This window comes from Alicyclobacillus tolerans (genome assembly GCF_900142255.1).
Classification (GTDB): domain Bacteria; phylum Bacillota; class Bacilli; order Alicyclobacillales; family Alicyclobacillaceae; genus Alicyclobacillus_I; species Alicyclobacillus_I tolerans.
This window is the reverse complement of sequence record NZ_FRAF01000015.1, coordinates 1-24,721: the sequence shown is the minus strand read 5'-3', so window position 1 is coordinate 24,721 and position 24,721 is coordinate 1. Positions and strand designations below refer to the sequence as shown.

The following is a 24,721-nucleotide window of genomic DNA, read 5'->3' as shown; positions in this document are numbered from 1 at the left end:
ATACGGTATGGAGAGTCATACCTCAGCATGAAACGTTCAGAGGAGGAAAATCACGTGCCAAACCGAGCAGGTCGCAGTGTATCCGGGAAGAAAAACCGCACGGTGACTGCCAGAAAAAAGGGGCGGGTGCAAGAACAACCAATCCAATCCATAGAACAGCCCGCTGTTGAAGCACAAACCAGTTCCAACCGTGCCGACGGAACGCCCCTCAATACATTGAAAAATAATTTGAGTGGCAAGCGTAAGGCTATTTTTGAAATCCTTGACGATGTCAAGAAGGTTAAACCAGAACAATGGAAAGATCCTCAACAAGTTGAAAATTTAGCTAAATCTTTTGCCAACAAATTAGGATTACCTGTTCCTGAACAGCGTATTAAACAGTTCATGAATGCTTATACAGACGCTACCAAAAATGGACCAAATGCCAATGTGGATGAATTGGTGAAAAAATACGGAAAAAATGTGGATGATAAAACTTTAAAAGAGATTAAAAAATTTGTACCCAAAACAAAAGATTGAAAGCCATGTTTGATAGGAGGTGTCCTGCCAGCTGTATAACGGCTGACAGGACACCTTTTTTCCTTCAGCATATATGGGAATTTAAAATGGCCTGCCTTTCTATAGGAGAGGCAGGCCCTATGTCAAGAAAATCTATTTTACATCATTCCTGGCGGGGGAAGAGTAGGATTTCGTGCTGCCGGTTGTTGACCAGAGCCGTTTTGTCCAGATGAATTTTGATTGGTTGCAGCAGATGCGGTCGGTTCAGGTGTTGCAGGAGTTTCTTCCGAACTCGTTTCGCCACCACCTAAACCTTGGAGCATCCGTCCGCCTAAGGGTGTGTTAAGAATGGTAGCAAAGATGGTTGTAAAATCTTCTGTGGTCAGTTTGCCTTTCTTTTTGGAAGTTAGCTTCTCAAGGATCCCCGCCTCTTTTAAAGAAGTCGTTGTTCCATAGATGCTATCCAGCCAAACATCTGCCTGTTGGAGATAGGAAAGCCAATTTTTGACCGTCGAGCGCAGATTGTCTACTGCTTTAAAAGAATTCTGTATATTTTTGGGTGTCAACAGTTGAGATAATGTTTGCGACTGCTTTTTTTTGTTTGTTGACGAACCGTTACTTTGGTTTGGATTTGGAAGTGAAGTGGTAGACTTTGGTGTTGCGGCCTTTCCAGCCGTCTTACGTCTTTTGGTTGCGCTTGGCAATGCTTTTTTTGGAACAGGAGTTTTTGTAGCCACGCTTGTCACCTCCTCGCTTCATGGGCGCAAATACGACAAGCAACCTAGATTTGCGCCCATTGTTTGGCGAGACCGAACGGTCTTTGAGGGACCGAACTATTTTCGCATTCCACTCCTATCGTATTGAATTTGGCCATGGAGTGTGCACATTGCGAGGAGATGAAATAAGTTAGCAATTTAATTCAGCATGTTATGAAAAGCAGCTATACGTCTGACAGCTTCCTCCACGTCTTGCATTGAGACCGCATAAGAAAGGCGGATATTATTCGGGGCTCCAAAGGCTTCCCCTGGAACAGCTGCAACCAACTGTTTTTCCAGCAACAGTTCAGCATAGTCAACCGCTGTTTCAATGATCCGGTTTTCATACCGTTTGCCAAAAACTGCAGAGACGTTTGGGAAAACGTAAAATGCACCCTCCGGATTAAGGCAACTGAGTCCAGAGATCTGATTGAGCCCCTTTACTAAACAGTCACGGCGAGCATGGAACGCTTGAATCATAGTTGTGTCTAAGGATTGAAGTGCAGCGACTCCAGCCGCCTGAGACATGGTGGAGGGCGATCCAGTTCCATGGCTTTGCAGTGATGCAACAGCTTTAGCGAGATCGGGCGGGGCAGCTAAATATCCCAGCCTCCATCCAGTCATAGCGAAAGCTTTGGAAAAACCATTGACAAGCAGGGTACGATCGATGAGTTGTGGACAAGCTTCGGCAAAAGAAGTGAAAGCTACGTTGTAAACTAATTTTTCGTAAATTTCGTCTGAAACTATCCATGCAGTGTGGTTCTCCAAAATTTCTCCAAGCAACGCTAATTCATTGCGGCTGTATACAGATCCAGTTGGATTGCAGGGAGAATTTAGCAAAACAGCTTTTGTTTTTTCGTTAAGCGCTGCCTGCAATTGCTGGGGTGTCATCTTAAAACCGCTCGATTCGTCTGTTTTTACAAAGACTGGGATACCACCAGCTAAGCGAATTTGCTCAGGATAAGAAACCCAGTAGGGAGTCGGAACTATCACTTCATCACCAGGATTGAGAATGGCCAAGAAGATGTTAAATAACGTATGTTTGGCGCCATTGGAAACAACAATTTGTTCGGGCGTATAGGTGAGATGGTTTTCTGTCTGTAATTTTTTGGCGATTGCTTGGCGTAATTCCGGCGTTCCAGCAGCAGCCGTATAGCGTGTTTTGCCATTAGCAATGGCACGAATGCCAGCTAAGGAAGCCGCGGTGGGTGTGTCAAAATCAGGTTCACCGACGCTCATATTGATAACAGGTTGGCCGGCTTGCAGCAAAGATTTTGTTTTAGCGTCGACACTCATGGTGGCGGATGGGGTTAATTGGCTAACGCGAAGGGATAGTCTATTCACCTCGGGCGGACTCCTCTCTATGAATTAGCGACATTTTAGCATAGAGAGGCGTCCTCGGGGTGAAAAGTGGTGGCTTGTATCTGAAAAGTAGAGAAAGTTCAGCCGCCGAACCAATGGCGCAGCCAGGGCAGCAGTCCTCTGGTTAGTTTTTGCACAGGTGTTTGCGGATGAGGATGCAATGGGCAAGATTCAACAGGCTCTGTGCCAGGCTGGAAATAATCCGTTTCTGTGCGACCACATTTATCCGTAGCTAATTTCCCCGAGAGGGGATCAATTTGGCGTGTAATAAGACCACTCGGCGGTGAGTACCAGGAGTAGGGCATATGCAATTGAGCCGTACTCATAAACTTGGCCCAGATCGGCGAGGCCAAGTGCGATTCCATCAGATTGAGCGGACGGTTGTCGTCGTATCCTACCCATACAGCACAGACTAAATTGGGGGTAAAGCCGACCATCCATGCGTCAGTGTCGGTTGTTCCTGTTTTTGCAGCAACTGGACCATTCAGATAATGGCTTACACTATAGCCAGTGCCGCCAGGCTGCATGACACTTCGCATCAAATCCGCCATTTGAAAAGCGACCTGTGGCGAGATGACTTGTTTGGCTGTCGGATTGGCGTGAATGTCTTCATTTTGCGTGGCTGAACGCACTTCTTCCACTGCGTAAGGTTCCACCCGTTTACCCCCGTTGGCAAGTGTAGCGTATGCAGTCGCCATTTGTAACGGACTGGTAGGGTATACACCGAGTGCAAGTGATGGCACGGAGCCCAAATGAGTGGTTATGCCCATACGGTGCGCTGTAGCCACAACTTGGCTGGGATTTACGGCAAGGTTGGTGCTGACAGCATAGATATTATCGCTTCGCGCTAAAGCCTCACGCAAAGTTAACGGCCGTCCAGCGTAAAAATCACCATAATCATGCACAGTATACAGGGCGTTTGCGCCTATCCCAGCAACAAAGGTAGTCAGTTCACTGTTGATTTGCCGGGCAGGTGACCAGTGCTGTTCAAGAGCCGTTGTGTAAAGCAATGGTTTAAAGGTCGATCCCGGTTGACGTTCGGCAAATACACGATTATACGGACTTGTCATGTACGATCTTCCACCAACCATGGCTCGAATCGCGCCAGTTTGCGGATCGAGAGCGACCAATGCGGCTTGTAAAGAGCTGTTTGCCGGCAAAGTGCTGCGAATGGCACGTTCAGCCGCCTGTTGCAGCAACGGATCGAGCGTCGTCATGACTTTGGTGCCGCCACGGTAGAGTTCATCGCTGGACAGGTGGTAGCGATGCGCCAACTCCTCCATGACGGTTGTTGTGAAGTAGGGAGCCTGATGCAGCGGTATATGGTGGGTGGCATAGTGCAATGGCTGGTTAAAAGCAGCGTTTGCTTGTTGCCAAGTGATGTAGTGACAGGCCACCATCCGGTCGAGTACAATTCGCTGCCGTTCCTTGGCTGCTGCAGGATGTTCGATGGGAGAGAAGATGGCAGGTCCTCTTGGCAATCCTGCAATCATAGCAGATTCGGCAAGATTCAATTCTTCTACAGGTTTACCAAAATAGGTTTCAGCAGCTGCATCTACTCCGTAAGCCCCGTGACCGTAGTAAATGACGTTGAGATATTGGTTGAGGATGGTATCTTTCGATTCATGCATTTCTAGCTGAATTGCATACAACGCCTCACGAATTTTTCTGGAAAGGGTTCGCTGTTGTGATAAAAAAAGATTTTTAGCCAATTGCTGGGTTATGGTCGATCCGCCCTCAACGACATGTCCACTTTTAATATCAACAAGCAGGGCTCGTCCCAAGGAGGGCAAACTGAAGGCTCGGTGATGATAGAAATGAGCATCTTCTACGGCAAGTGTGGCTTCCTGAAGTGCTTTAGGTATTTCTGAAAGCGGCACATGTCTTTCAGTATTGGCAGTCCAACTCCAACTAGCGATGCGGGTACCGTCTGCCGCTTCAATTTCTGTCGGATCGGACAAACTGTCTTCTGGCAGGGGTGTGGCACGCAGTCCAAACAACAACAATGCGGTACCTGTAAAACCAGCCAGTAGTGGCCAAGCGACCATGAGAATTAGAGTTTTACGGTTTGGTTTACGCATTTTCGGCAGGCTGAATGAGTGCAACAACATGGATTGAGAAGCTCCTCTCTTCAAAAGCTGCAGTCAGCCGCAATGAATGGCGTGTAAGATTTACTAAATCTTCAACGGTATTATTTCCGCTTCAGGAAAAACTATGTAAGTTCTCTCGAGTGCCTCGGCAGGCGTATAGACAGCGCAGATGTTGGGTATCTTAAGAATCGTTCCCCCAAACTATCGAAGCGGGGTGGAGCAGTTGGCAGCTCGTCGGGCTCATAACCCGAAGGTCGCAGGTTCGAGTCCTGCCTCCGCAACCAAAGGGGTAAGAAAGCAAAAAACCGTCGACATTTGCTTAGAGTCGCAAAGTGTCGGCGGTTTTTTTGTGCGAAAATAGTCGCTTTTTCGCATAGGACATGCGGTTGATGAATACCGTCCAAATGTCGAATGGTGTAACATATCGTCATGTGGCTTCGTCTATATGGCAGCGACTGGTGAATGAGGAGAGATGTACAGTGCCACAACCCATAGAAGGAAAAAACCGCTATATGCCAGGACTGGATGGCCTGCGCGCCATATCGGTTCTCGCTGTTATGGCCTATCATTTGGGGATAGGTTTTGTTCCGGGCGGATTGTTGGGAGTAGGCGTTTTTTTTGTGCTCTCCGGCTATCTCATTACTGACTTGCTAATTGCAGAATGGGCCAGAAATGGGAAAATTGTCATGCGCCAGTTTTGGCTGCGGCGTGCCAAACGACTTTTACCTGCGCTTTTTACCCTGCTGGCTGCAGTATGGTTGTGGGAAATTTTTGTTACCCCTTCACAATTGTCATCTTTAGGTCAGGACACACTGGCCGCTCTCTTTTATGTCAGTAACTGGTGGTATATTTTTCACCATGTATCCTATTTTGCTAAATTTGGATCTCCTTCTCCTCTCACTCATCTATGGTCATTGGCTGTTGAAGAACAGTTTTATCTGATTTGGCCACTTTTGTTAGTGTTTGGATTGCGCAAAAAAAACCGGCGCAGTTGGCTCGTCTGGCTGACTGTGGTTTTGGCTACCGCTTCCGCGTTAGCTATGGCTCTTCTCTATCAACCAGGTTCTGATCCAAACCGGGTCTACTATGGAACGGATACCCGTGCTTTCTCTTTATTGATTGGAGCGTTGCTGGCTGTTATCTGGCCAAGTCGCAAACTCTCTTCAAAACTACCAAGTGCTTCCCGTTGGTTGCTGGATATTATAGGAGTTCTGGGATTAGCCGTGGTCATTTGGATGATGGTTGGCACGAATGAATATGAAACTTTTCTTTATCGCGGGGGTATGGTGCTTCTTTCGGTAGCTGCTGCTCTCGCTATTGCCGCCTTGGCTCATCCAGCGACGTTGCTCCATCGCCTGTTGGGAAGCAAACCATTGCGTTGGCTTGGCGTCCGTTCCTATGCTATCTACCTTTGGCATTATCCGATTATTGTCTTGACCACACCGAGTGTACAGACAGGCGGTTTTTATTATTTGCGAGCGGCTTTTCAGGTTACAGCGAGCATCCTATTAGCGGCGCTCTCATGGCGGTTTATTGAAGATCCGATTCGCCATGGGGCACTTGAACGAATGTGGAAGTCGTTCTTTGGCAAAGGAGGAGTCCATCGACGTGCTCATCCACATCCCCTGCGTCGCATTCTGACCGTGAGTAGCGTGGCACTCTTGTTGCTTGTCGGTGGCGTGTTTACTTCCTATCGACTGCGTGTGCATGCTGCTACTGCTCAGACAGAACTTCGCGATAGTCGACCCGTTCCAGTCAAAGTGACATCAAACCAAACCAAAGTGAAATCAAATCTCACAACCGCCGACGCGAATACTCAGAAGAAGAGTCTATCAGCAACCGACCGAACGAATTCAAAGACAGCTACCACAGCGTCCACAACATACAATCAAGGCGGTTCGTGGGTCATCGGATCGGGCGCTGGCGTCATTGCCGTTGGTGACTCGGTTATGGTAGACGCAAAACCTTATTTGGAAAAAATGTTGCCAGGCATTGTGGTTAACGGCAAAGTGGGTCGCCAGTTAATTGAAGCTGGACCTGTTGTGGATAAAATGCGAGCTGCAGGTGAAATTCAGAAAGCAGCTATTATTGAACTTGGTACCAATGGGCCATTCACCATGGGTCAGCTACAGGCCCTTTTGGCCGATCTCGGTCCTGTGTCCCACATTTTACTGGTCAACACTCGTGTACCTCGTCCCTGGCAGAACGTTGTCAATCAGATGCTGGCCTCGGAAGCTGCTGCCAATCCACGTGTCACACTGGTAAACTGGTATGCTGCAAGCCGTGGTGAAAACCAGTGGTTTTATCCGGATGGCGTGCACCTCAATCCGGTTGGAGCGTCCCATTATGCTGCTTTGATTGCCCACACTTTGCTCCATGTTGAACAGAGCGGCCATTGAAAGGTGTCCACTTCTCTTGCTTTTGGTATAATACGAGCGCATGAGAGGAGTGGGCATTATTGGCCAATTCAATGGAGCTTTGGTTTACAGAACTGCAAAACAGCAATCTGTCAATTGGTTTGCGTGTAAATCGGACTTTGCATAGCGAGCAGACAGAATTTCAGAGTCTCGACGTAGTAGAAACGGTACAGTACGGACGTATGTTGGTACTTGACGGTTGTGTCATGACAACTGACAAAGATGAGTTTGTCTATCATGAAATGCTTGCTCATGTCGGCCTGCATACGCATCCTGAGCCGAAAAATGTGCTAGTAGTGGGGGGAGGAGACGGTGGCGTCATTCGTGAAATCGTCAAGCATCCGGCTGTCGAACGAGCAGTGCTTGCAGAAATCGATGGACGAGTGATTGACATCTCTCGCGAGTACTTTCCACAGATTGCCCAAGGTTTAAACGATCCGCGTGTAGACGTTCAAGTTTGTGATGGCATCAAACATGTTCAAGAACACAAAGGAGAATATGATGTCATTTATGTGGACTCAACCGATCCCATTGGACCGGCTGTGGGTCTTTTTGCCAAGGATTTCTACCAGGCTGTCTATGACGCTCTTAAACCTGATGGATTGTTTGTAGCACAGACCGAATCACCTTTTGCCAATCAGGATCTCATTCGTCATGTTCACCGTGACGTACGAGATATTTTTCCCCACACCTATTTGTATCTAGCTCATATACCCACATATCCAACCGGAATGTGGAGTTTTACCATGGGCAGTAAGCAGTACAATCCGCTTGAGCCAGTGGCTTCGCGAGTGCGTGATACGAAATATTACACAACGGAAGTTCACAAAGCTGCGTTTGCCTTGCCGCCGTTTGTTCAGGAGTTGGTGCAAAAATGAGTGAATGGAATGTGCGTCAACCTTTGGATGCCGCGTACAGCGGCAATGTTTTTATCCAATCGTCTCCAGATTACAAAGCGGCTAAAGCAGTTCTCTATGGCATGCCTATGGATTGGACCGTATCATTTCGCGGCGGTACTCGCTTAGGGCCTGCTCGTATTCGTGAAGTTTCTGTGGGTCTTGAGGAATACAGTCCTTATCTCGATCGCGATTTGCGCGACATTACTTACTACGATGCGGGAGATTTGCCGTTACCCTTTGGCAATCCGCAGATGAGTGTGGAAATGATTTATGAGTACGTCTCGCGTCTATACGAGGATGGCAAATTTCCGCTTGGTCTTGGCGGGGAGCACTTAGTTTCTTGGGGTGCGATGCGTGCTGCCTGGGAAAAATATCCCGATTTGCGCGTCATCCATCTCGATGCCCATACGGATTTAAGAGATACTTATGAAGGCCAACCCTATTCGCATGCCACGGTGATTAAAAAAGTATGCGACGCGATTGGTCCAGAACGTGTGTATCAGTTTGGCATTCGCTCTGGCACGCGTGAAGAATTTCAGTATGCACGGCAACATACGCGTTTCTTTCCCTTTGAAGTAGCTGATCCGTTAGAATCTGTTTTGTCGGAGCTGATGGGTCATCCGGTCTATGTGACTTGGGATATTGACGTTTTTGATCCGGCTCATGCTCCCGGTACGGGAACTGCAGAGCATGGTGGTATTCATCCGCGCGAAGCATTTCGTATATTTCCTATGCTTTCTCAGTTGCGTGTCGTTGGCTTTGATTTGGTGGAGGTTTCTCCGGTCCTGGATACGAGTGAACAGACGCAAATTTTAGCTGCCAAATTGGTTCGTGAGGCTCTCTTGGCCTGTGTTTCACCATGAGCAGTTTTTATCTCGGCAGTCCATTAAAGAATGTTGTCCCATTGGTTTGGAGTCGCGGCGATGGCCAAAATTTAGAATCCTCTCCCGTACTGTCCGCTACTTGGGATTTTCGTTCCAATGCGCATTATTTGCGTTACTTTGAAGAAGCTCAAACGGAAGAGAGGAGCACTTTCGTGATACGTCAAGACGCCGTGACGGTGATTCGTCGCGGCGCTTATCTATGGAATTGCACTTTTGTGTCCGGACAAAAACAGTCTTCTACACTTTATCTCGGTGGCGAACCGTATTCGGTCGAAGTCAGGACTCGTCAATTGCTGGTAGATGTGAATGCTACTGGCGGGCAAGTTCAACTGTACTATTCCTGGGGTTTTTTGGGAGAGGACAGCGAGATTTATCTACAGATATGTTTTGGGTCATGTGTGGTAAGGAGGAAGCAGCATGGATCAACATCGTGATCAGCAAGAATGGTTTAACGCAGTTCTTGATACGATGGATGAAGGCATCCATGTAGTGGACGCGCGAGGAGTGACGGTGGTATACAATCGGGCGGCCAGTCAATTAGATGGAGTGTCTGTAGGAGACGTGCTTGGTCGACATGTGCTCGATTCCTTTCCTTCTCTTGGTGAGGAAGGAAGTACGCTTTTACAGGTATTGAAAACGGGTCAAGCTCTGTTTCATCGAGCACAGACGTTTACAAATATTCGCGGTGTTCAAGTACATACGGTCAATACCACATTGCCGATCCGAAGAGAAGGTAAAATTGTAGGCGCCTTAGAAATCAGTAAAGATTTTACTTATGTTAAACATTTGACAGACCAACTTTCTGCTTTACAAGAGAAGATGATTGGACGAAAACCTAAAAAACAGCAAACGGTAGGAGCACAATATCGTTTTTCAGATATAGTCACGACGGATGGACAAATGTTGCAAACGATTCGCCGGGCAGAACGGGCAGCGCGTAGCCAGTCCCCAATTCTTGTGTATGGTGAGACGGGCACGGGTAAAGAATTGTTGGTTCAATCCATTCATAATGCCAGCCGCCAAACAGGGGCGTTTTTAGCCGTCAATTGTGCAGCTTTGCCGCCATCCTTGTTAGAGTCTTTGCTTTTTGGAACGATACGAGGTTCGTTTACAGGTGCCGAAAATCGGGCAGGGTGGTTTGAACTGGCAGATAACGGTACTCTGTTTCTTGATGAGGTGCAATCATTGCCGCTTGATGTACAGGCAAAACTGTTGCGTGTTTTACAATCAGGAGAGTTCTCTAGGGTAGGAGATGCGCGACTTTTGCATACCAACGCACGAATTGTCGCTGCTATGAATGAATCGCCGGAAGGAGAGTTGGCAAAAGGTTCGCTGCGCAAAGATCTGTATTATCGATTGAATGTAGTGCGGCTTGATTTGCCTCCCTTACGCGAACGCGGTGAGGATATTCTGTTACTGGCTAGGCATTTTCTTGAAAAATGGAATCAACAGTTAGGGACCCGGGTGAAACGTTTATCAGAAGATACACTTGCTTTCTTTCAAACCTATCCATGGCCTGGCAATGTTCGCGAGCTTGAACACGTCATAGAGGCTGCGTTGAATTTGATGGATGGTGAAGTGCTGACACTCGCCGATTTGCCGCTTCAAATGCAGGAATCAGCTAGACAGTATGGATTTAGCATTCGAAAGGCCGAACGTCAGAAAGAAGAGTTAGCTGAATTTTCTTCTGCCGAAAAATCAGCAATAGACAAAGGAAGGCGTCTTTCGTCGTTTTCTTTTGCCGAAAAATCGGCAAGCCATGTAGAGCCGAGAACGACAGGGATAGAAAATGTATGGTCGCAATCAGGGTTTGAACAACTGTGGACTGCTTTGAACGAATCGGTGGTATTAGATGACGCACCTTCTCCTGCACTTCCAGAAGTTTTGCAATCGATTGAAAAAATCGTCCTCGAACGCGCGCTAGCCAGTTGCAACGGCAACGTTTTATCCACGGCTAAAAAACTTGGCCTTCCACGACAAACGCTTCAATATAAATTGCAAAAATTAGGGCTTTCACACTGAGCGTAAACAGTTTTCAAGACTTTATCCCTATGTGATGTTAATGTTGGCACAGAAATTGCTTAATCATTCTATTGAGAAATTCGATAGCGCTTTCATATCTTGTCCATTCTGAAGGTTTAAGGAAGCGTGACGCGGGACCGTCTCCAGCGAGATGGTATAGGCCCGCAAGAGGAGGTGTTTGCCGTGGCTGATTCTCATCCCTTTGGATTGCATCGAGTGCTTGAGCCACAAGGAGTTATGCCTCAAGCAGCTTGGAAACTGGATAATCGAATGGAATGTGGGGTCAATGAGTTGCTGATTGATGTAGAGCGACTCAATATTGATTCCGCATCTTTCCGACAAATCTATGAGGAAGTTGGAAAAAATGAGCAAGCGATAGCTGCCAAGATGAAAGAAATTGTGGCCGAACGCGGCAAGCATCACAATCCCGTAACCGGATCGGGCGGAATGTTGATTGGCAGGGTGCGGGAAATAGGTTCCATGCATCCAGCGCGTCAGGAGCTTTCAGTAGGTGACAGGATTGCGACTTTGGTGTCATTGACATTAACCCCGCTTGCGCTGGAGGAAATTCTACAAATTGATGTGGCGAATGCTCAGGTCACCATTCGCGGTCAAGCGATTCTGTTTGCGACAGGTCTCTACGCCAAAATGCCGGACGATATTGAAGAACAGTTGGCCCTGGCACTTTTTGACGTTTGCGGGGCGCCAGCCCAAACAGCTCGCCTTGTACAGCCTGGTCAGACGGTTGTTGTTCTGGGAGCTGGCGGAAAATCTGGATTAACTGTCCTTGCGGCGGCCCGGCGAAGTGTACGAGACGGTATCGTTGTGGCAATGGATTATGGTCAACTCGCTTGCGAGCGAATACAGTCTCTTGGTAAAGCAGATATCGTGTTGGATGTGAGTGCGCAGGATGCGGTAGCTTGTTTAGCCAGTTTGGAGCAGGCCTGGAATCAGCGATTTGGGCAAGCATTTAGCGGAGCTGATGTGGTTATCAACTGTGTCAATGTTCCTGGCACAGAAATGGCCTCTATTCTACCCTGCAAGGATGGCGGAACAGTCTACTTTTTCTCCATGGCCACGTCCTTTACAGCCGCTGCACTAGGTGCAGAGGGAATAGGCAAAGACATTCAGATGATGATTGGCAATGGGTATTGCAAAAATCATGCTGATTACGCTTTGAATTTGCTGCGTGCTGAACCTGTATTGCAACAAATTTTTCGTCAGAAGTTTGCGGTACACAGTCATTAATCGTTTCTCTCAACAAAAGTTCCAGTCGGATTGACTGCAAAATTTAAAATAGGGAGTGTTTTGAATGAGTGTTCTCGAACCCGTCAGTGCATATCGATATGGCAAGAAACAGCGTCATTATAAAGAGATTGAATTGTGGAAAGATGTGACGGAAGAACAATGGAATGATTGGAAGTGGCAATTGACACATACGGTCAATACCATGGAAGACCTGGCGAAAGTGATTCATTTGACCGAAGAAGAGATGGAGGGCGTGCGCCATGTCAAAGAGACAATCCCTCTGCGCATTACGCCGTACTATGCAATGATGATGGATCCGGATGATCCTAATTGTCCCATTCGTCTTCAAGCTGTGCCGCTTTCCAACGAAATGCAGCGTTCTCCATGGGATATGGAAGATCCCCTCGATGAGGATACGGACGCACCTGTGCTTGGATTGACGCATCGTTATCCCGATCGCGTTCTGTTCCTCATTACCAATCAGTGCTCGATGTATTGCCGTCATTGTACGCGTCGTCGTTTTTCAGGCGCTGTGGGTCATGCAGTGCCCAAACCACAATTGGATGCAGCCATCAATTATATTCGTAACCATCCGGAAGTGCGCGATGTTCTGCTCTCCGGCGGCGATGGCCTGCTTGTGAATGACCGTATCCTGGAATACATTATCTCCAGCTTGCGCGATATTCCGCATGTGGAAATTATCCGAATTGGCACGCGGGCTCCAGTTGTATTCCCGCAACGGATTACAGACAACCTTTGTAATATTCTAAAAAAATACCACCCAGTGTGGTTGAATACACATTTCAACCACCCGGACGAAATTACACCAGAGGCGGCCGAAGCCTGTAAAAAGCTAGCCGATGCAGGAGTGCCAGTAGGTAATCAGACAGTCCTCATGCGCGGAGTTAATGATTGTGTGCACATTATGAAAAAGTTGCTCCACGATTTGGTAAAAATTCGCGTTCGTCCCTATTATCTCTATCAATGTGATTTGTCAGAGGGCATTTCGCATTTTCGCACTACCGTTTCTAAAGGCATTGAAATTATGGAACAGTTGCGCGGACACACTTCTGGTTACGCGATTCCTACTTATGTGGTAGATGCTCCGGGAGGCGGCGGTAAGATACCTGTTCAACCGCAGTACATTATTTCACAAGGACATGGAAAAGTGATTCTGCGCAATTTTGAAGGAGTCATTACCACTTATCACGAACCGGTTTATGAAGATCAAGGCTGTCCGCCTACTTGTACGCACGATCACGCTAAAGACAATGATGAGTTGATTGGTGTGGCTCGCTTGCTCAATGATGTGCAACTCGCACTTGAACCTAAAGGACTCAAACGAGCGGAACGAAATCAGCACGGACATTGAGGGATGGCCAGTGGAAATCTACGACCGTGCTGTAGCTCACGGCTGGAATCGGATTGCTTTCATGGGAGCCAGTAAACATGCTGGTAAGACGACTGCCTTCAATGCTTTTTTGCAACAGGCAGCAGTCGCTGGCCGGGTTGTCGGACTTTGTAGTATCGGTGTGGATGGAGAACGCCAGGATGCGCTGATGGGTATAGATAAACCGCCTATTTTTGCCCCGCAGGGGGCGCTCCTGGCTACTGCTGAACGCGCACTTTTTGAAACTCAGTCGCTCGAATGGTTGGAGTCTACGGGCATTCGTTCTCCGCTGGGTGAGGTCGTCATAGTTCGAGCAGCAGAGACCACACAGGTGCTTTTGGCGGGAGTCCGTTCCCGGCAGCATATCAGCCGTGTGCTAGAGGGGTTTGCACGCTACCAGGTTGACATGGTACTGGTGGATGGTGCGCTGAATCGAATAGCGGCAGCATCGCCAGAACTGGTGGATGCTGTGGTATTAGCAGTCAGTCCCGTATCGGGATCGACACCTGATGCAGTTGCACAGGTGGCACTTGAACTTTCACACCGGTTTTTCTTGCCAGAAGTGCCTTTGGCATGGCGCAACGTATTGGATTCCGCTCATCAGCGAAGACAAGTGGCGCTCTATTTTACCACGGGAGAGTATCGAGAGTTTTCCGCAGATGCTGCAACTTTACACCCGGAACAGCTTTTGGCTGATGCGAGGCTGGTTGCGCCTCTTCAGGCGCTTTATGTGCCTGGCGCTGTGCAGGATAAATTAATGGAAACCATTTTGCTTCAAAGACAAGAACCGATGACACTAATTGCTGCTCATCCTGCGCAGGTTTGGGTAAGTCGGCAAGTCTTATTGCCGTTTTATCGGGCAGGTCATCAACTCATGGTGATGCGAAAGCTGCCTCTTTTAGGCGTAGCCGTGAATCCTCACCATGTTTCCGGAGCAGACCTGCCGTTGGATGAGATGTTGCAGGCTGTATCTGCTGCATTGCCGGAAGTGCCTGTGTATCATGCCGCCTTGTCCATGGAGAGGAATGCGTGATGAATGAAAATATAACCTGGCGTTCTGTATCTCGTTCCTTTTTGGACGAGAAAACAGCTGAGAAAATCGGTTGGAAAGAAGTGTTTGCGGCGTGGCAGCCAGTGACAGCTGGCGGGGTGCGGTTTAAAGAAAATTTGCGGCCTTATTTACCGGGGAATGAAGTTGATCTACTCCATGTTCATGAGCTTTTGGCACTGGATTTGCAACGCATTTCGCCAGAAGAGTTGAGACGATGGAGAGAATGGCTCCGCCAGTTGCCCGATATTCAGCCACTGCTTGCTTCGCTTGCCTTAGATACGCTCGAATTGACGCCGAAAACGGCGCTTTGGTTGAAGCAAACTGTACAGTCAACGCTTCACCTGTTAAAAGAGTCGCAAATTCCGCCAGGATTGGACTATCTGACCATAAGCGACATGGAATCCTTGCTCAAACCATTTGGTCACCCGGAATTAAGTCATTTTGCTGTACAGCACTTGGCGGACTCCTTTTATCTGGAAGCGCAACACGAAGAGCGAGAGATTAAAAAAAAGTTGACCCAGTATCAAACGGAATGGTTGAAAACTCTTCAAAAACAAGGCTGGCCACTCTACCAACGACCGGATAGCACGCTGATGCTCAGCTTGCCAGTTCATCGTGATCTGCTCGAACTCGTCAAATCTACTCCAAACTTGCGTGTATTGCGTGAAACACCGTTTGAAATCATCTTGCAAAGAGTGCCTGATGACGTGGAGTCAGAGTTGCTTGTCGCTTGGGAGAATGCTTTCGCCAAGCTTCAACAAGAGACTGATCGACTGTTGGCCCAACTGACCGAACAGGTACAGAGGCAACTGCAAAGCTGGAACAGGTTAGCAGATGCCCTTCAGGAGATGGATATTCGTCTATCAAAAGTTGCTTTGGCTCGAGTATGGCAGGGAGTCGTACCTAGTGTCAGCGAAAGATGGTCGCTTCGGGAAGCTCGCCATCCTCTTCTGGCTGAGCAACTTCAACAACAGGGACGTTCTTTTGTAGCTATTGATTTACCGAATGTTGGAACTCTTAATGTGATAACGGGATCGAATATGGGCGGTAAGTCAGTAACGCTATGTGTCATTGCACTGATGCAGTGTCTGTTGCAGTATGGATTGCCAGTTCCGGCCGTATCCTTCACAGCTCCTCTACTGACGGGTGTGCGTTTGCTCTTTGCGGCTGGAACGCAGATGGAGCATGGCCTTTCAGCGTTTGGGCAGGAAGTTGTAGGATGGGGAAGTGTACTGGAAGAAGCGGAACATCAAGCGCTTTTGTTACTTTTTGACGAGCCCGGGTGTACCACAAATCCCCAGGAGGGGGAAGCGCTGGTGCACGGGTTACTTCATAAACTTTCCGGACTGCAGGACAGCATCGTTTTTCTGGCTTCACACTACGCTTCCGTGGCAGCTTATCAAGGAGCTGCGCATTGGCGTGTACGGGGGTTATCCTCGGTGCTGCACCAAGATATGCAAAATGCTACCTTAGCAGAGCGATTGCGATTTCTTGCCGCCGCAATGGATTACCGTTTGGAGCGGCGCCAGCCTGGCCAAGGCGTACAGGAAGCGCTGGAAGTGGCTAAATGGCTGGGGTTGCCTGATTCTCTGTTACAGGTGGCCCGGCGATATCAAGAAACTGAAGGACGGATGAACATATGACAGGAAAACTTCATTTGAATGAAGCCGTAATTCAAAGGGCCCGGCAGGCAGCCAGTCAAATAGCTGATGATGTTACCGCTCAAGTCATGGAGCGTACCACGGTTGCTATTGAAAGAACAGTTCTGCGGCTGTTTGGTGTAGATGGAGTGGACGCCGAAGGCGTACCACTTGCCAATGTAGTGGTCGATCACGCTCTATCCCGAGATCTCCTGGCGGGGGGTATTGCCTACCCGTTTGTCGGTGCAATGATGGTGCATGGGATGACGGCGCAAGAACTTGCTGAAGCGATAGGCGCAGGAATGGTTCAATTAGGAACGGAAGATTTGCCCAATCGAGTTGATATTCAGGTCAAAGCAAGAGAGATGGCGCAATACGCATTGGATGGTATTGCTGCTAACCGTGAGAAACGCAATCAGTATCTTGGCCGTTTGGGAGAAGGGAAACAGCCATACATCTATGTCATTGTTGCTACAGGAAATATTTATGAGGATGTAGTTCAAGCCAAGTCTGCTGCCCGTCAGGGAGCGGACATCATTGCTGTCATTCGCAGTACAGGGCAGAGTCTGATTGACTATGTACCGTATGGGCCGACAACGGAAGGTTTTGGGGGAACTTATGCCACGCAGGCTAACTTTCGCATCATGCGGCAGGCACTTGATGAAGTGAGTGAGGAAGTAGGCCGTTATATACGGCTGTGTAACTATTGTTCAGGACTTTGTATGCCTGAAATAGCCGCTATGGGTGCTTTGGAACGCTTGGATGTTATGCTGAATGACGCTTTGTACGGAATTCTTTTTCGAGATATTAACATGCAACGAACGTTGTGTGATCAGGCTTTTTCTCGAATGATTAATGCTTATGCTGGAGTGATTATTAATACAGGCGAAGACAATTATCTGACCACTGCAGATGCAGTAGAGTCAGCTCATACTGTACTTGCTTCGCAATTTATCAATGAACAGTTAGCTCTACGGAGTGGCCTTCCCGAAGCGCAGATGGGGCTTGGGCATGCTTTTGAGATGAATCCCATGTTAGAGGACGGATTTTTGTACGAATTGGCACAGGCGCAGATGGCTAGAGAAATTTTCCCTAATGCCCCGCTCAAATACATGCCGCCTACCAAACATATGACAGGAAACATCTTTCGTGGTCATGTCCAAGACGCTCTTTTCAATATGGTTGGTATTATGACACAGCAAGGAATTCAATTGTTGGGCATGATGACGGAACAGATTCATACTCCGCTTATCTACGATCGGCATCTGGCGATTGAGAGTGCAAAATATATTTTTAATAATGCAAGACATTTAGGAGAAGAAATCAATTTTAAAGAAGATGGAATCATTGTCCGGCGGGCTCATCAGGTTTTAGCAGAAGCGGTACAGCTACTGGAAAACATTGTGGATGTGGGACTTTATCAAGCATTGGCTTCGGGCATGTTTGCTGATGTCAAACGGACTGCCACTGGTGGTAAAGGATTATCCGGCGTACTGATGAAATCTGCAGACTATTTCAATCCATTTGCTGATGAATTGCGCGTGCGCTTAGGGATTACTGGGACTGTACAGCAAGAGGAGGTTCGGCGCGGATGATGGAGCAACTCGACTATCGAACGCAGATTGCGAAGCCAGACTATACGGCAATTCGTCCTTACGGGGACACAATGAATGACGGCAAAGTCCAGTTGAGTTTCTCTTTGCCCGTTCCGGACGGTCCTGAAGCTGTTGAAGCAGCCCGCCTGCTTGCTCTTAAAATGGGAATTGTCAATCCGAGTGTGGTTCATCACGAAGATATCGGAGAGAACTTTACTTTTATCGTTCTATATGGGAACTGTGTACACAGTGTCGACTATGCCCACATACAAGTTCCCAAAGTCGAGACGGAAGTGATGAATTTTTATGAAATTAATGAGTTTATCCGAACAAAAATTGGTCGTAAAATCACCATACTTGGAGCGTGTACAGGAACAGACGCACATACAGTGGGAATAGACGCGATTATGAATATGAAAGGTTACAACGGTGAGTACGGGCTCGAACGCTATCCGGAAATCCAAGCTTACAATCTTGGCAGTCAAGTAGAAAATGAGGAACTGGTTCGTAAAGCGATTGAACTGAAAGCAGATGCGCTGCTTGTTTCGCAAGTTGTCACGCAGAAGGATGTGCATCTTCACAATTTGAGCGCTTTAGTTGACCTTCTTGAAGCTGAAGGATTACGAGATAAACTGATTTTGGTTGCCGGTGGTCCGCGAATTACTCATGAATTGGCACTTGAATTGGGCTATGATGCTGGATTTGGTCCTGGTACTTTAGCGCCTGATGTGGCTTCTTTTGTAGTTCAGGAAATGGTTGCTCGTCATTTGCAGTAAAGTTTTTGTTCAGTCATGCATGCTGGGGTGGGAAATCGCTCATACTTTGAGTGCTGTTGAGTTGTTGGTCAGGCCAACACGCCGTCCGATTCAGTAGAGGGAAGAAGGCTATGTTATAGCGTTCAATTCTCAAAACTTGCAGAGGCGTCATCAAGAAGAGAGGTTCCTGAGTTGACCCATTCCCAGCTGATCTTATGGACCATGTTTATTTCCTCATGGTTGACAGTTTTGCTTTTTATGGATCGCGCGTCTTTAAAACGCTATATGCCAGTGACTCTATTCACCTGCTTTGTGATGAGCAATATTTTCATTATTGCTTTTCATTATCATTGGTGGAGTATACAACAATCGATTGTCCCCTGGGGATATGTTATCAATGTCAGTTTTGCTTATGGATTATTCCCGGTGACGGTCTTGTGGATTTATTATTTTACTTCGCACCGATTTTGGCAATATGTCGGTGTCAACCTAGTGATAGATTGGATTTATGTATATCTTATTTTTGATCGCGTTTTACCGTGGTTAAAAATTGCTAAATTTCGCTTGATGCAACCTTGGCAGTATTATCTCATTGTATTTGGATTATCGCTTCTCATTTATCTCTATGACGCATGGCAAAAACAAATTATGTTGTCTCCTCATCAAACGGTTTCCAAAGATTCTCGGATGCACAAGCCTGTTTTCCCCATTTTCATAGGGTTCAAGAGCAAATCACCTATAGAATAATGTTTTTAAGACAGCGTATCAAAAAAGTATTGTGATCGACAAAATTAGATATTGAAGCCGCTTTCATTAATTGATAGGATAAATATTAAGAAATTGTGCAATCGTTTGCATAAACATTGAGCATATTCTGCAAACGTTGCACTTAAACATGATGAACCATTTGTGGTTAGGGCGAGGGTAAAATGAGGATGAGGGAGAGAGAGTCACATTGAAATGGAAAAATTCCATGAGTTTGGCAGCTACGGTTGTCATGACGGCTGCTTTACCGCTCGTTGCTTCTGCCGGTACAGTCTATGCTAGTACAAGTAGCAATTCTGCGAGTGGCGGAGGTCAAACAACGCAATCCTCTAGCAGTGGAACTAGCTATGCCAGTAATCTTTCGAATAGTGGCACAAGTACACAGGCTACTACGTATGGAAGTACATACAGTACGAGTGCAACGGTACAAATTGTGTCAGGAAACGATTTTACTGCTGGTAAGGCAGCCACTGTCCAGCTTGATGTCTCTGGTATAGACTTGAGTGCTTCGAATGTTCAGGTCACACTCGAGAATAGTGTCAATGGTACAATCAACGTGACGAATGACGCTACCGTAACTGGCCCCAATAGCATACTTTTACAACTTCCTGAAGGAGACGCAGGTGTAGGTGCGGGAACTTACACGATTACTGTGCAAAGCGGCAGTAGTGTTGCAAGCACAACTCCAGGAAATGGTTTGCAAGTGTTGCCATATACGGATGCAAGTACTGTACAGTGGGACGGTATCTATACATCCGACAGTTCTACTTATGTATCTAATCCCAATCCTGCTGCGGGTCAGTCGGTGACCATCAGTATGCGAGCATATAGTGGAAACCTCAGCAAAGTGGTTCTCAATTGCTGGGACACAGCCGCCAACAAAGGTTTTCAAGTGGATATGACACCTGGAAAAACGTTTGGACCCTATCAACTGTGGTCTGCCACCATTCCTGCTTCCAATGGTGGAACCATCTACTATCGATTCGATATTTATGACGGAAGCAGTTTTGCCTGCCTTTCAGGTGACGGATTGCACACCTATGACGATACGAATCAAAACTTTCCTCTGCCGGTTGGTTCAGTTTCACTGTCTGAAATGGATGCCAACCCTGGAGACACATTGACAGCGAACGATCCGGTAGGCGATTTTTCAGGGAGTTCCAGTCAACCGAATCAAACGATGGTCAGTTTTATCAATGCAGATGGTCAGACAGTTGCAACCAGTCAAGGTTTTAATGCCGGATGGAGCAGTGTGCAATTTACTGTCCCGCAGAATTTACCAGATGGATTATATACGGTAGATTTAGATACAGTAGCGCAAGATGCGGATAGAGTTGTGAATGTTTCCTTAAACCGTTCAGCTACACTGCTTGTGGGACCACTTCCAGCTTGGATGAAGGCGTATTACCATGATTCGTTTAACACGTTTTATCGGTCGCCATTCGGTGCTGTTGCGGCTGGTACACCGATTACGCTTCGATTGCGCGGACCTGTCGATTTAAAAAGTGCTACACTCCGCCTTTGGGGTGCGACGGGCCAATCGGGTGAATTAGATCTGCCTATGCAACCTTTGCAAATGCCTGCTAGTCAAATTGAGCAGGAAGCTGGAGTCAGCCAAGCTACAGATTATAGCTGGTGGACGGTGACCATCCCTGCTTCCGACGTTCAAACACCAGGAACCATGTGGTATCAATTTGTTACTCAAACATCTAGTGGACAGACCCTATATTATGATGATAACGGATCGCAATTAGAGGGGCCCGGTGCGGTTGGTTTTTCATCGAATGGTCCAAGTTACCAAATTAGCGTGTTTGAAAAGGGATTTGAAACACCTGATTGGTTGAAGCACGCAGTCATTTATGAAATCATGCCTGATCGGTTCTATAACGGAAATATTGCTACAGATGAAAATCCCAAGACTCAAAAAGGGATTTATGTGAATGCAAATGGACAGGAGTCTTTAGGACCCATTGAGTTTCATCAACATTGGAGCAGTCCTCCTGATGATCCCAATATTCCGCCCTCCTCTAATCCAAGTATTGAGAAATTACGTGGTAACGGGCAGTGGAATATTGACTTCTTTGGCGGAGATCTTCAAGGTATTCAAGATAAGCTGGATTACCTGAAGAGCCTCGGTGTCAATACGCTCTATTTGATGCCTGTTTTTGAGGCTGAATCCAACCATAAATATGATACGGCAGATTTTATGAAGATTGATCCCGGTTTTGGTACACAGCAGGATTGGCTGAATTTGGTCAAAGCCGCTCATGCGAAAGGTTTTCATATCATTTTGGATGGCGTCTTTGAAGACACAGGTAGCGACAGCATTTATTTCAATAAATTTGGCAATTTTAAAACAACAGGAGCATGGCAGGCGTATCAAAGCAACCAACCCTCGTCGTCTCCCTACTATTCTTGGTATGAATGGACAGGTAATCCACAAAATCCGTACAACGGATGGTTTAATATTGATACGTTGCCAGAAACGAATACTTCTAACCCTGCATATCAGAAATTTATATACAGCGGGAAGAATTCAGTGGCAAAATACTGGATTGAGCAAGGTGCTAGTGGTTGGAGATTAGATTCAGCGGACAACAGTAACTTCAACACAGCTTGGTGGAGCGGTTTTCGCGATGCCGTCAAGTCTATCGATCCTAATGCTGCTATTATAGGTGAGATTTGGAATAACGCGACCAATGATAATGGCACAGACTGGCTGACCGGATCGACCTTTGACAGTGTCATGAATTATCAGTTCCGAAATGCAGTGATAGACTTTTTCCGCGGTAATTACAACGATGGCAATGAACAGCATCATGCAGTTGACGCAGCAGGGTTTAATCAACGTCTGATGCGCCTGTATAGCGAATATCCCAAGCAATCTTTCTATGCCATGATGAATCTGGTGGATTCGCAAGATACGATGCGTATTTTGACGATTCTTGAAAATGCACCACAACCAAGCGATATTTCCGCTTTGCAACAGGATTTGTATCAACCATCCGCTGCAGATGAACAAATCGGCATAGAGAAGCTAAAACTGGTTTCCGATCTTCAATTTGGTTTCCCAGGTGATCCGACCATCTGGTATGGAGATGAGGCTGGCCTGACTGGATACAAAGATCCACTTAGCCGTCGAACCTATCCGTGGAATCATCAAAACCTCACTCTTCTCAACCACTATCGCAAATTAGGTGCGATTCGCAAGGCAAACCCTGTGTTGCAGACAGGTGACTTCCAGCCACTCTATACGCAGGGCATGGTCTATGCTTTTGCGCGTACCATACGTGATGGACATGATGTGTTTGGCGATCCGGCTAATGACGCTTCTGCCATTGTAGCGCTAAATAATCAAAATCAATCTACCACAGTCAGCCTTCCTACCAAAGGTACGGTCGCTGATGGTACTCGCTTGCTCGACGAGCTGAATAACCAGTGGTATACAGTGGAGAATGGTCAAGTCACGTTGACCTTACAACCTTATCAGGGAGCTATTTTAGTAACACCTACACGTGTTCCGGTCGCTTATTTACAAGAGTCAGGTAATCAGAATCAAATTGCCTGGACACCTGTAGAAGGTGCAACAGGCTATCGGGTCTTTCGTAAAAATAGAGCGGGTCAGTGGCAACCCGTTGGTGGGCCGTTGTCTGCTAGCACACTCTATTTACCTGTAGAACGAGGGGCATATGCTCAAACATTCGCTGTAGAAGCGTTGTTTGGCCCTGGCCCTGTTCTTGGCCCTGGCCCATTAGTGGGACCACCAGTAGCACCGCCGGCTGGACCCAATGTTTCGGCAAGCATGCTTTCGTCTACAGTTGATTTGCCAGCTTTGCGCTTAACTGCGCCAGTAGTAAAGGGTACCCTGTTACGAGGGCAAGCGATTCTGAACATCAACTCGGTTCCCGGAGCTACTCAGTATGTGGTTTATGAAGAACAAGCAGATGGCTCATATATTCCTGTGCAAACTGTATCTGTGCCGGGGATTTCTCAGCAGCCGGGTCAACCGCCAATTCATCCGGGTGGTCCCTTGCAACCGGTTCAACCATCTATGAGTCCGGGTAATCCTATCTATCCGCCTGGCATTATGCCCAATCAACCACCCATCCGAGTGAATTTGGAAGTTCCTTCTGGGACTACTTCGGTCACTTATCGTGTGGCAGCTCAAAACGAAGATGGCCAGGCAGTAACGCAGCCATTTACCTTGACAAACCAATGATTTGGCAGATGCCTTGATGGATATTCCTTACGTGGCGCGGATTGATAGGCTTTCATCCATAGTTTGAGGGATTGAAAAGTCACGAATCTCTCCTTTACCAAAAGATATTACTTGGCAGTCAAAAGTCGATTTTATTCTTCCACGGCCTCTCGTTGCATCGTGTCGGTCACATGTGCATACGCATCTGCAGTCATCATGATGGAGGCGTGGCCCAGGTGTTCAGATACAACTTTCAGGGGCACCTTTTCCATCAGCAAAAGCATTGCATAGGTGTGACGGAGGCCGTGGAAGGCAACAGGTGGTAAATTCCTCTTCAGCGCCGTTATATCATGTGTCCATCGTTGCTTGCAAACATGAGATTTGCGCGATTGTGGTGAACCGGTGGGCAAGCCTCCTCTACAAGAATGGTGGGTTTTTGACTGGGAAAACAGGAACCGGATCGACGAATATCATGACTGAAGAATATCCACTGGAGTCATTTCACCGAGTGCTAAAGGATAACAGACTATCCACATAGGAGTTTGCGACATACGCAAAGGCGTGCAAGACTGTGGACACGTACATGACAAAAGAGATAATCCAAATTCCCTCATAAAAAATCTTTAAGGTTTATTATTGTTTTGACAAAGAAGATACCTCACCGGACATAAAATTTACAACCTCATCTACTTTTTGAATCGGAGAAATAAAAAGAAGCACTTCGTCATCTTTTTGAAACACTGTTTTTCCATGAGGTACAAGCAGATTATTTTGTCGTTTAATTGAAACGATGACGGCTTCAGAAGGAAATCGCACATCTGCTAAGGATAGCCCAATCACTGGACTATTTTCTTTTAATCTGAGATTTGTGAATTGGCCTGAATTTTGATGAAGATCTTGAAGTTGTCTAATTTTCGCGTTCGATTCGGTTGAATAAATGGTATAAGCGTTATAAGCACGCACCACATCGCGTTCTGTGAGTATGCCAATGACTGAATGGTTGGTTTCGTCCATAACAGGTAAGAGTGGGAGATCGTAAAGTGAGAATAACCTCATAGCCTCTTCAAGACTTTGATGTTTTTGAATTGTGGGAGTTTGGTGGGTACTTAAATCATGTAAGGTAGCATTGGGTTTGTGTTGCTCAATGAGCGG

Annotated in this window: 19 protein-coding genes and 1 tRNA gene; 15 read left to right on the top strand and 5 right to left on the bottom strand. The window is 47.1% G+C overall.

Translation table 11 applies throughout. The features are described from left to right. Positions 1–126: 126 nt before the first annotated feature. A complete protein-coding gene (locus tag BUA75_RS09445; RefSeq protein ID WP_242650288.1) occupies positions 127–519 on the top strand; it encodes a hypothetical protein in 393 nt (130 codons plus the stop codon). A 137-nt stretch (positions 520–656) separates the two neighbouring features. On the opposite strand, the gene BUA75_RS09440 is transcribed toward BUA75_RS09445, so the two are convergent. From BUA75_RS09440 to BUA75_RS09430, 3 genes are all read right to left on the bottom strand, one after another. Beyond that, positions 657–1,235, bottom strand: a complete 579-nt coding sequence (locus BUA75_RS09440; protein WP_072874362.1) for a hypothetical protein — start codon at positions 1,233–1,235, stop codon at positions 657–659. 177 nt (positions 1,236–1,412) lie between these two features. After that, positions 1,413–2,549, bottom strand: a complete 1,137-nt coding sequence (locus BUA75_RS09435; RefSeq protein WP_072874413.1) for a pyridoxal phosphate-dependent aminotransferase — start codon at positions 2,547–2,549, stop codon at positions 1,413–1,415. 146 nt (positions 2,550–2,695) lie between these two features. Further along, positions 2,696–4,726 (bottom strand): transglycosylase domain-containing protein, encoded by a 2,031-nt coding sequence (locus tag BUA75_RS09430; protein ID WP_242650287.1) that lies wholly within the window; start codon positions 4,724–4,726, stop codon positions 2,696–2,698. 187 nt (positions 4,727–4,913) lie between these two features. On the opposite strand from BUA75_RS09430, the gene BUA75_RS09425 reads away from it, so the two are divergent. The 14 genes from BUA75_RS09425 (at position 4,914) to BUA75_RS09360 (ending at position 23,590) form a co-directional block, all read left to right on the top strand. Further along, positions 4,914–4,989, top strand: a tRNA-Met gene (locus BUA75_RS09425). A 195-nt stretch (positions 4,990–5,184) separates the two neighbouring features. Next, positions 5,185–7,104 (top strand): acyltransferase family protein, encoded by a 1,920-nt coding sequence (locus BUA75_RS09420; RefSeq protein ID WP_072874361.1) that lies wholly within the window; start codon positions 5,185–5,187, stop codon positions 7,102–7,104. Positions 7,105–7,175: 71 nt separating this feature from the next. Then, entirely contained in the window at positions 7,176–8,000 is an 825-nt protein-coding gene (gene speE, locus BUA75_RS09415) for a polyamine aminopropyltransferase (protein WP_072874411.1), read from the top strand. Continuing rightward, positions 7,997–8,884, top strand: a complete 888-nt coding sequence (speB, locus tag BUA75_RS09410) for an agmatinase (RefSeq protein WP_072874360.1) — start codon at positions 7,997–7,999, stop codon at positions 8,882–8,884. The genes speE and speB overlap by 4 nt, the downstream gene beginning before the upstream one ends. Beyond that, on the top strand, positions 8,881–9,339 hold the full coding sequence (locus BUA75_RS09405; protein WP_072874359.1) for a YwiB family protein: 459 nt from the start codon (positions 8,881–8,883) through the stop codon (positions 9,337–9,339). The genes speB and BUA75_RS09405 overlap by 4 nt, the downstream gene beginning before the upstream one ends. Beyond that, positions 9,323–10,927, top strand: coding sequence for a sigma-54 interaction domain-containing protein (locus tag BUA75_RS09400; protein ID WP_072874358.1), 1,605 nt, complete (start codon positions 9,323–9,325; stop codon positions 10,925–10,927). Before BUA75_RS09405 ends, BUA75_RS09400 begins: the two co-directional genes overlap by 17 nt. 183 nt (positions 10,928–11,110) lie before the next feature. Then, entirely contained in the window at positions 11,111–12,175 is a 1,065-nt protein-coding gene (kdd, locus tag BUA75_RS09395; RefSeq protein ID WP_242650286.1) for an L-erythro-3,5-diaminohexanoate dehydrogenase, read from the top strand. A gap of 64 nt (positions 12,176–12,239) precedes the next feature. Beyond that, on the top strand, positions 12,240–13,547 hold the full coding sequence (gene kamA / locus BUA75_RS09390) for a lysine 2,3-aminomutase (RefSeq protein WP_072874357.1): 1,308 nt from the start codon (positions 12,240–12,242) through the stop codon (positions 13,545–13,547). A 10-nt stretch (positions 13,548–13,557) separates the two neighbouring features. Beyond that, a complete protein-coding gene (kamB, locus tag BUA75_RS09385) occupies positions 13,558–14,598 on the top strand; it encodes a lysine 5,6-aminomutase reactivase subunit KamB (protein ID WP_072874356.1) in 1,041 nt (346 codons plus the stop codon). Next, a complete protein-coding gene (locus tag BUA75_RS09380; protein WP_072874355.1) occupies positions 14,598–16,259 on the top strand; it encodes a MutS-related protein in 1,662 nt (553 codons plus the stop codon). The genes kamB and BUA75_RS09380 overlap by 1 nt, the downstream gene beginning before the upstream one ends. Then, entirely contained in the window at positions 16,256–17,851 is a 1,596-nt protein-coding gene (gene kamD, locus BUA75_RS09375) for a lysine 5,6-aminomutase subunit alpha (protein ID WP_072874354.1), read from the top strand. The genes BUA75_RS09380 and kamD overlap by 4 nt, the downstream gene beginning before the upstream one ends. Then, the gene (gene kamE, locus BUA75_RS09370; protein WP_072874353.1) at positions 17,848–18,627 is read left to right on the top strand and encodes a lysine 5,6-aminomutase subunit beta; all 780 of its coding nucleotides are present in this window, start codon (positions 17,848–17,850) and stop codon (positions 18,625–18,627) included. The genes kamD and kamE overlap by 4 nt, the downstream gene beginning before the upstream one ends. 219 nt (positions 18,628–18,846) lie before the next feature. Continuing rightward, positions 18,847–19,353, top strand: a complete 507-nt coding sequence (locus BUA75_RS09365; protein ID WP_207549741.1) for a hypothetical protein — start codon at positions 18,847–18,849, stop codon at positions 19,351–19,353. Between the two features lie 208 nt (positions 19,354–19,561). Then, positions 19,562–23,590, top strand: a complete 4,029-nt coding sequence (locus BUA75_RS09360; protein WP_072874351.1) for an alpha-amylase family glycosyl hydrolase — start codon at positions 19,562–19,564, stop codon at positions 23,588–23,590. Between the two features lie 131 nt (positions 23,591–23,721). Here the strand turns inward: BUA75_RS09360 and BUA75_RS09355 are convergent, their stop codons facing one another. Then, positions 23,722–23,979 carry a tyrosine-type recombinase/integrase gene (locus BUA75_RS09355; RefSeq protein WP_072874350.1) on the bottom strand — a complete coding sequence of 86 codons (258 nt, stop codon included), beginning with the start codon at positions 23,977–23,979 and terminating at the stop codon, positions 23,722–23,724. Positions 23,980–24,202: 223 nt separating this feature from the next. Beyond that, the coding region (locus BUA75_RS09350; protein WP_129583590.1) for a CBS domain-containing protein at positions 24,203–24,721 on the bottom strand (519 nt) is incomplete at its 5' end.

Excerpts from the sequence above, each read along its gene's own strand:
- BUA75_RS09435 (WP_072874413.1), bottom strand. The coding sequence starts at position 2,549 with ATGAGTGTCGACGCTAAAACAAAATCTTTGCTGCAAGCCGGCCAACCT.
- BUA75_RS09430 (WP_242650287.1), bottom strand. The coding sequence starts at position 4,726 with ATGTTGTTGCACTCATTCAGCCTGCCGAAAATGCGTAAACCAAACCGT.
- speE (WP_072874411.1), top strand. The coding sequence starts at position 7,176 with ATGGAGCTTTGGTTTACAGAACTGCAAAACAGCAATCTGTCAATTGGT.
- speB (WP_072874360.1), top strand. The coding sequence starts at position 7,997 with ATGAGTGAATGGAATGTGCGTCAACCTTTGGATGCCGCGTACAGCGGC.
- BUA75_RS09405 (WP_072874359.1), top strand. The coding sequence starts at position 8,881 with ATGAGCAGTTTTTATCTCGGCAGTCCATTAAAGAATGTTGTCCCATTG.
- BUA75_RS09400 (WP_072874358.1), top strand. The coding sequence starts at position 9,323 with ATGGATCAACATCGTGATCAGCAAGAATGGTTTAACGCAGTTCTTGAT.
- kamA (WP_072874357.1), top strand. The coding sequence starts at position 12,240 with ATGAGTGTTCTCGAACCCGTCAGTGCATATCGATATGGCAAGAAACAG.
- BUA75_RS09380 (WP_072874355.1), top strand. The coding sequence starts at position 14,598 with ATGAATGAAAATATAACCTGGCGTTCTGTATCTCGTTCCTTTTTGGAC.
- kamD (WP_072874354.1), top strand. The coding sequence starts at position 16,256 with ATGACAGGAAAACTTCATTTGAATGAAGCCGTAATTCAAAGGGCCCGG.
- kamE (WP_072874353.1), top strand. The coding sequence starts at position 17,848 with ATGATGGAGCAACTCGACTATCGAACGCAGATTGCGAAGCCAGACTAT.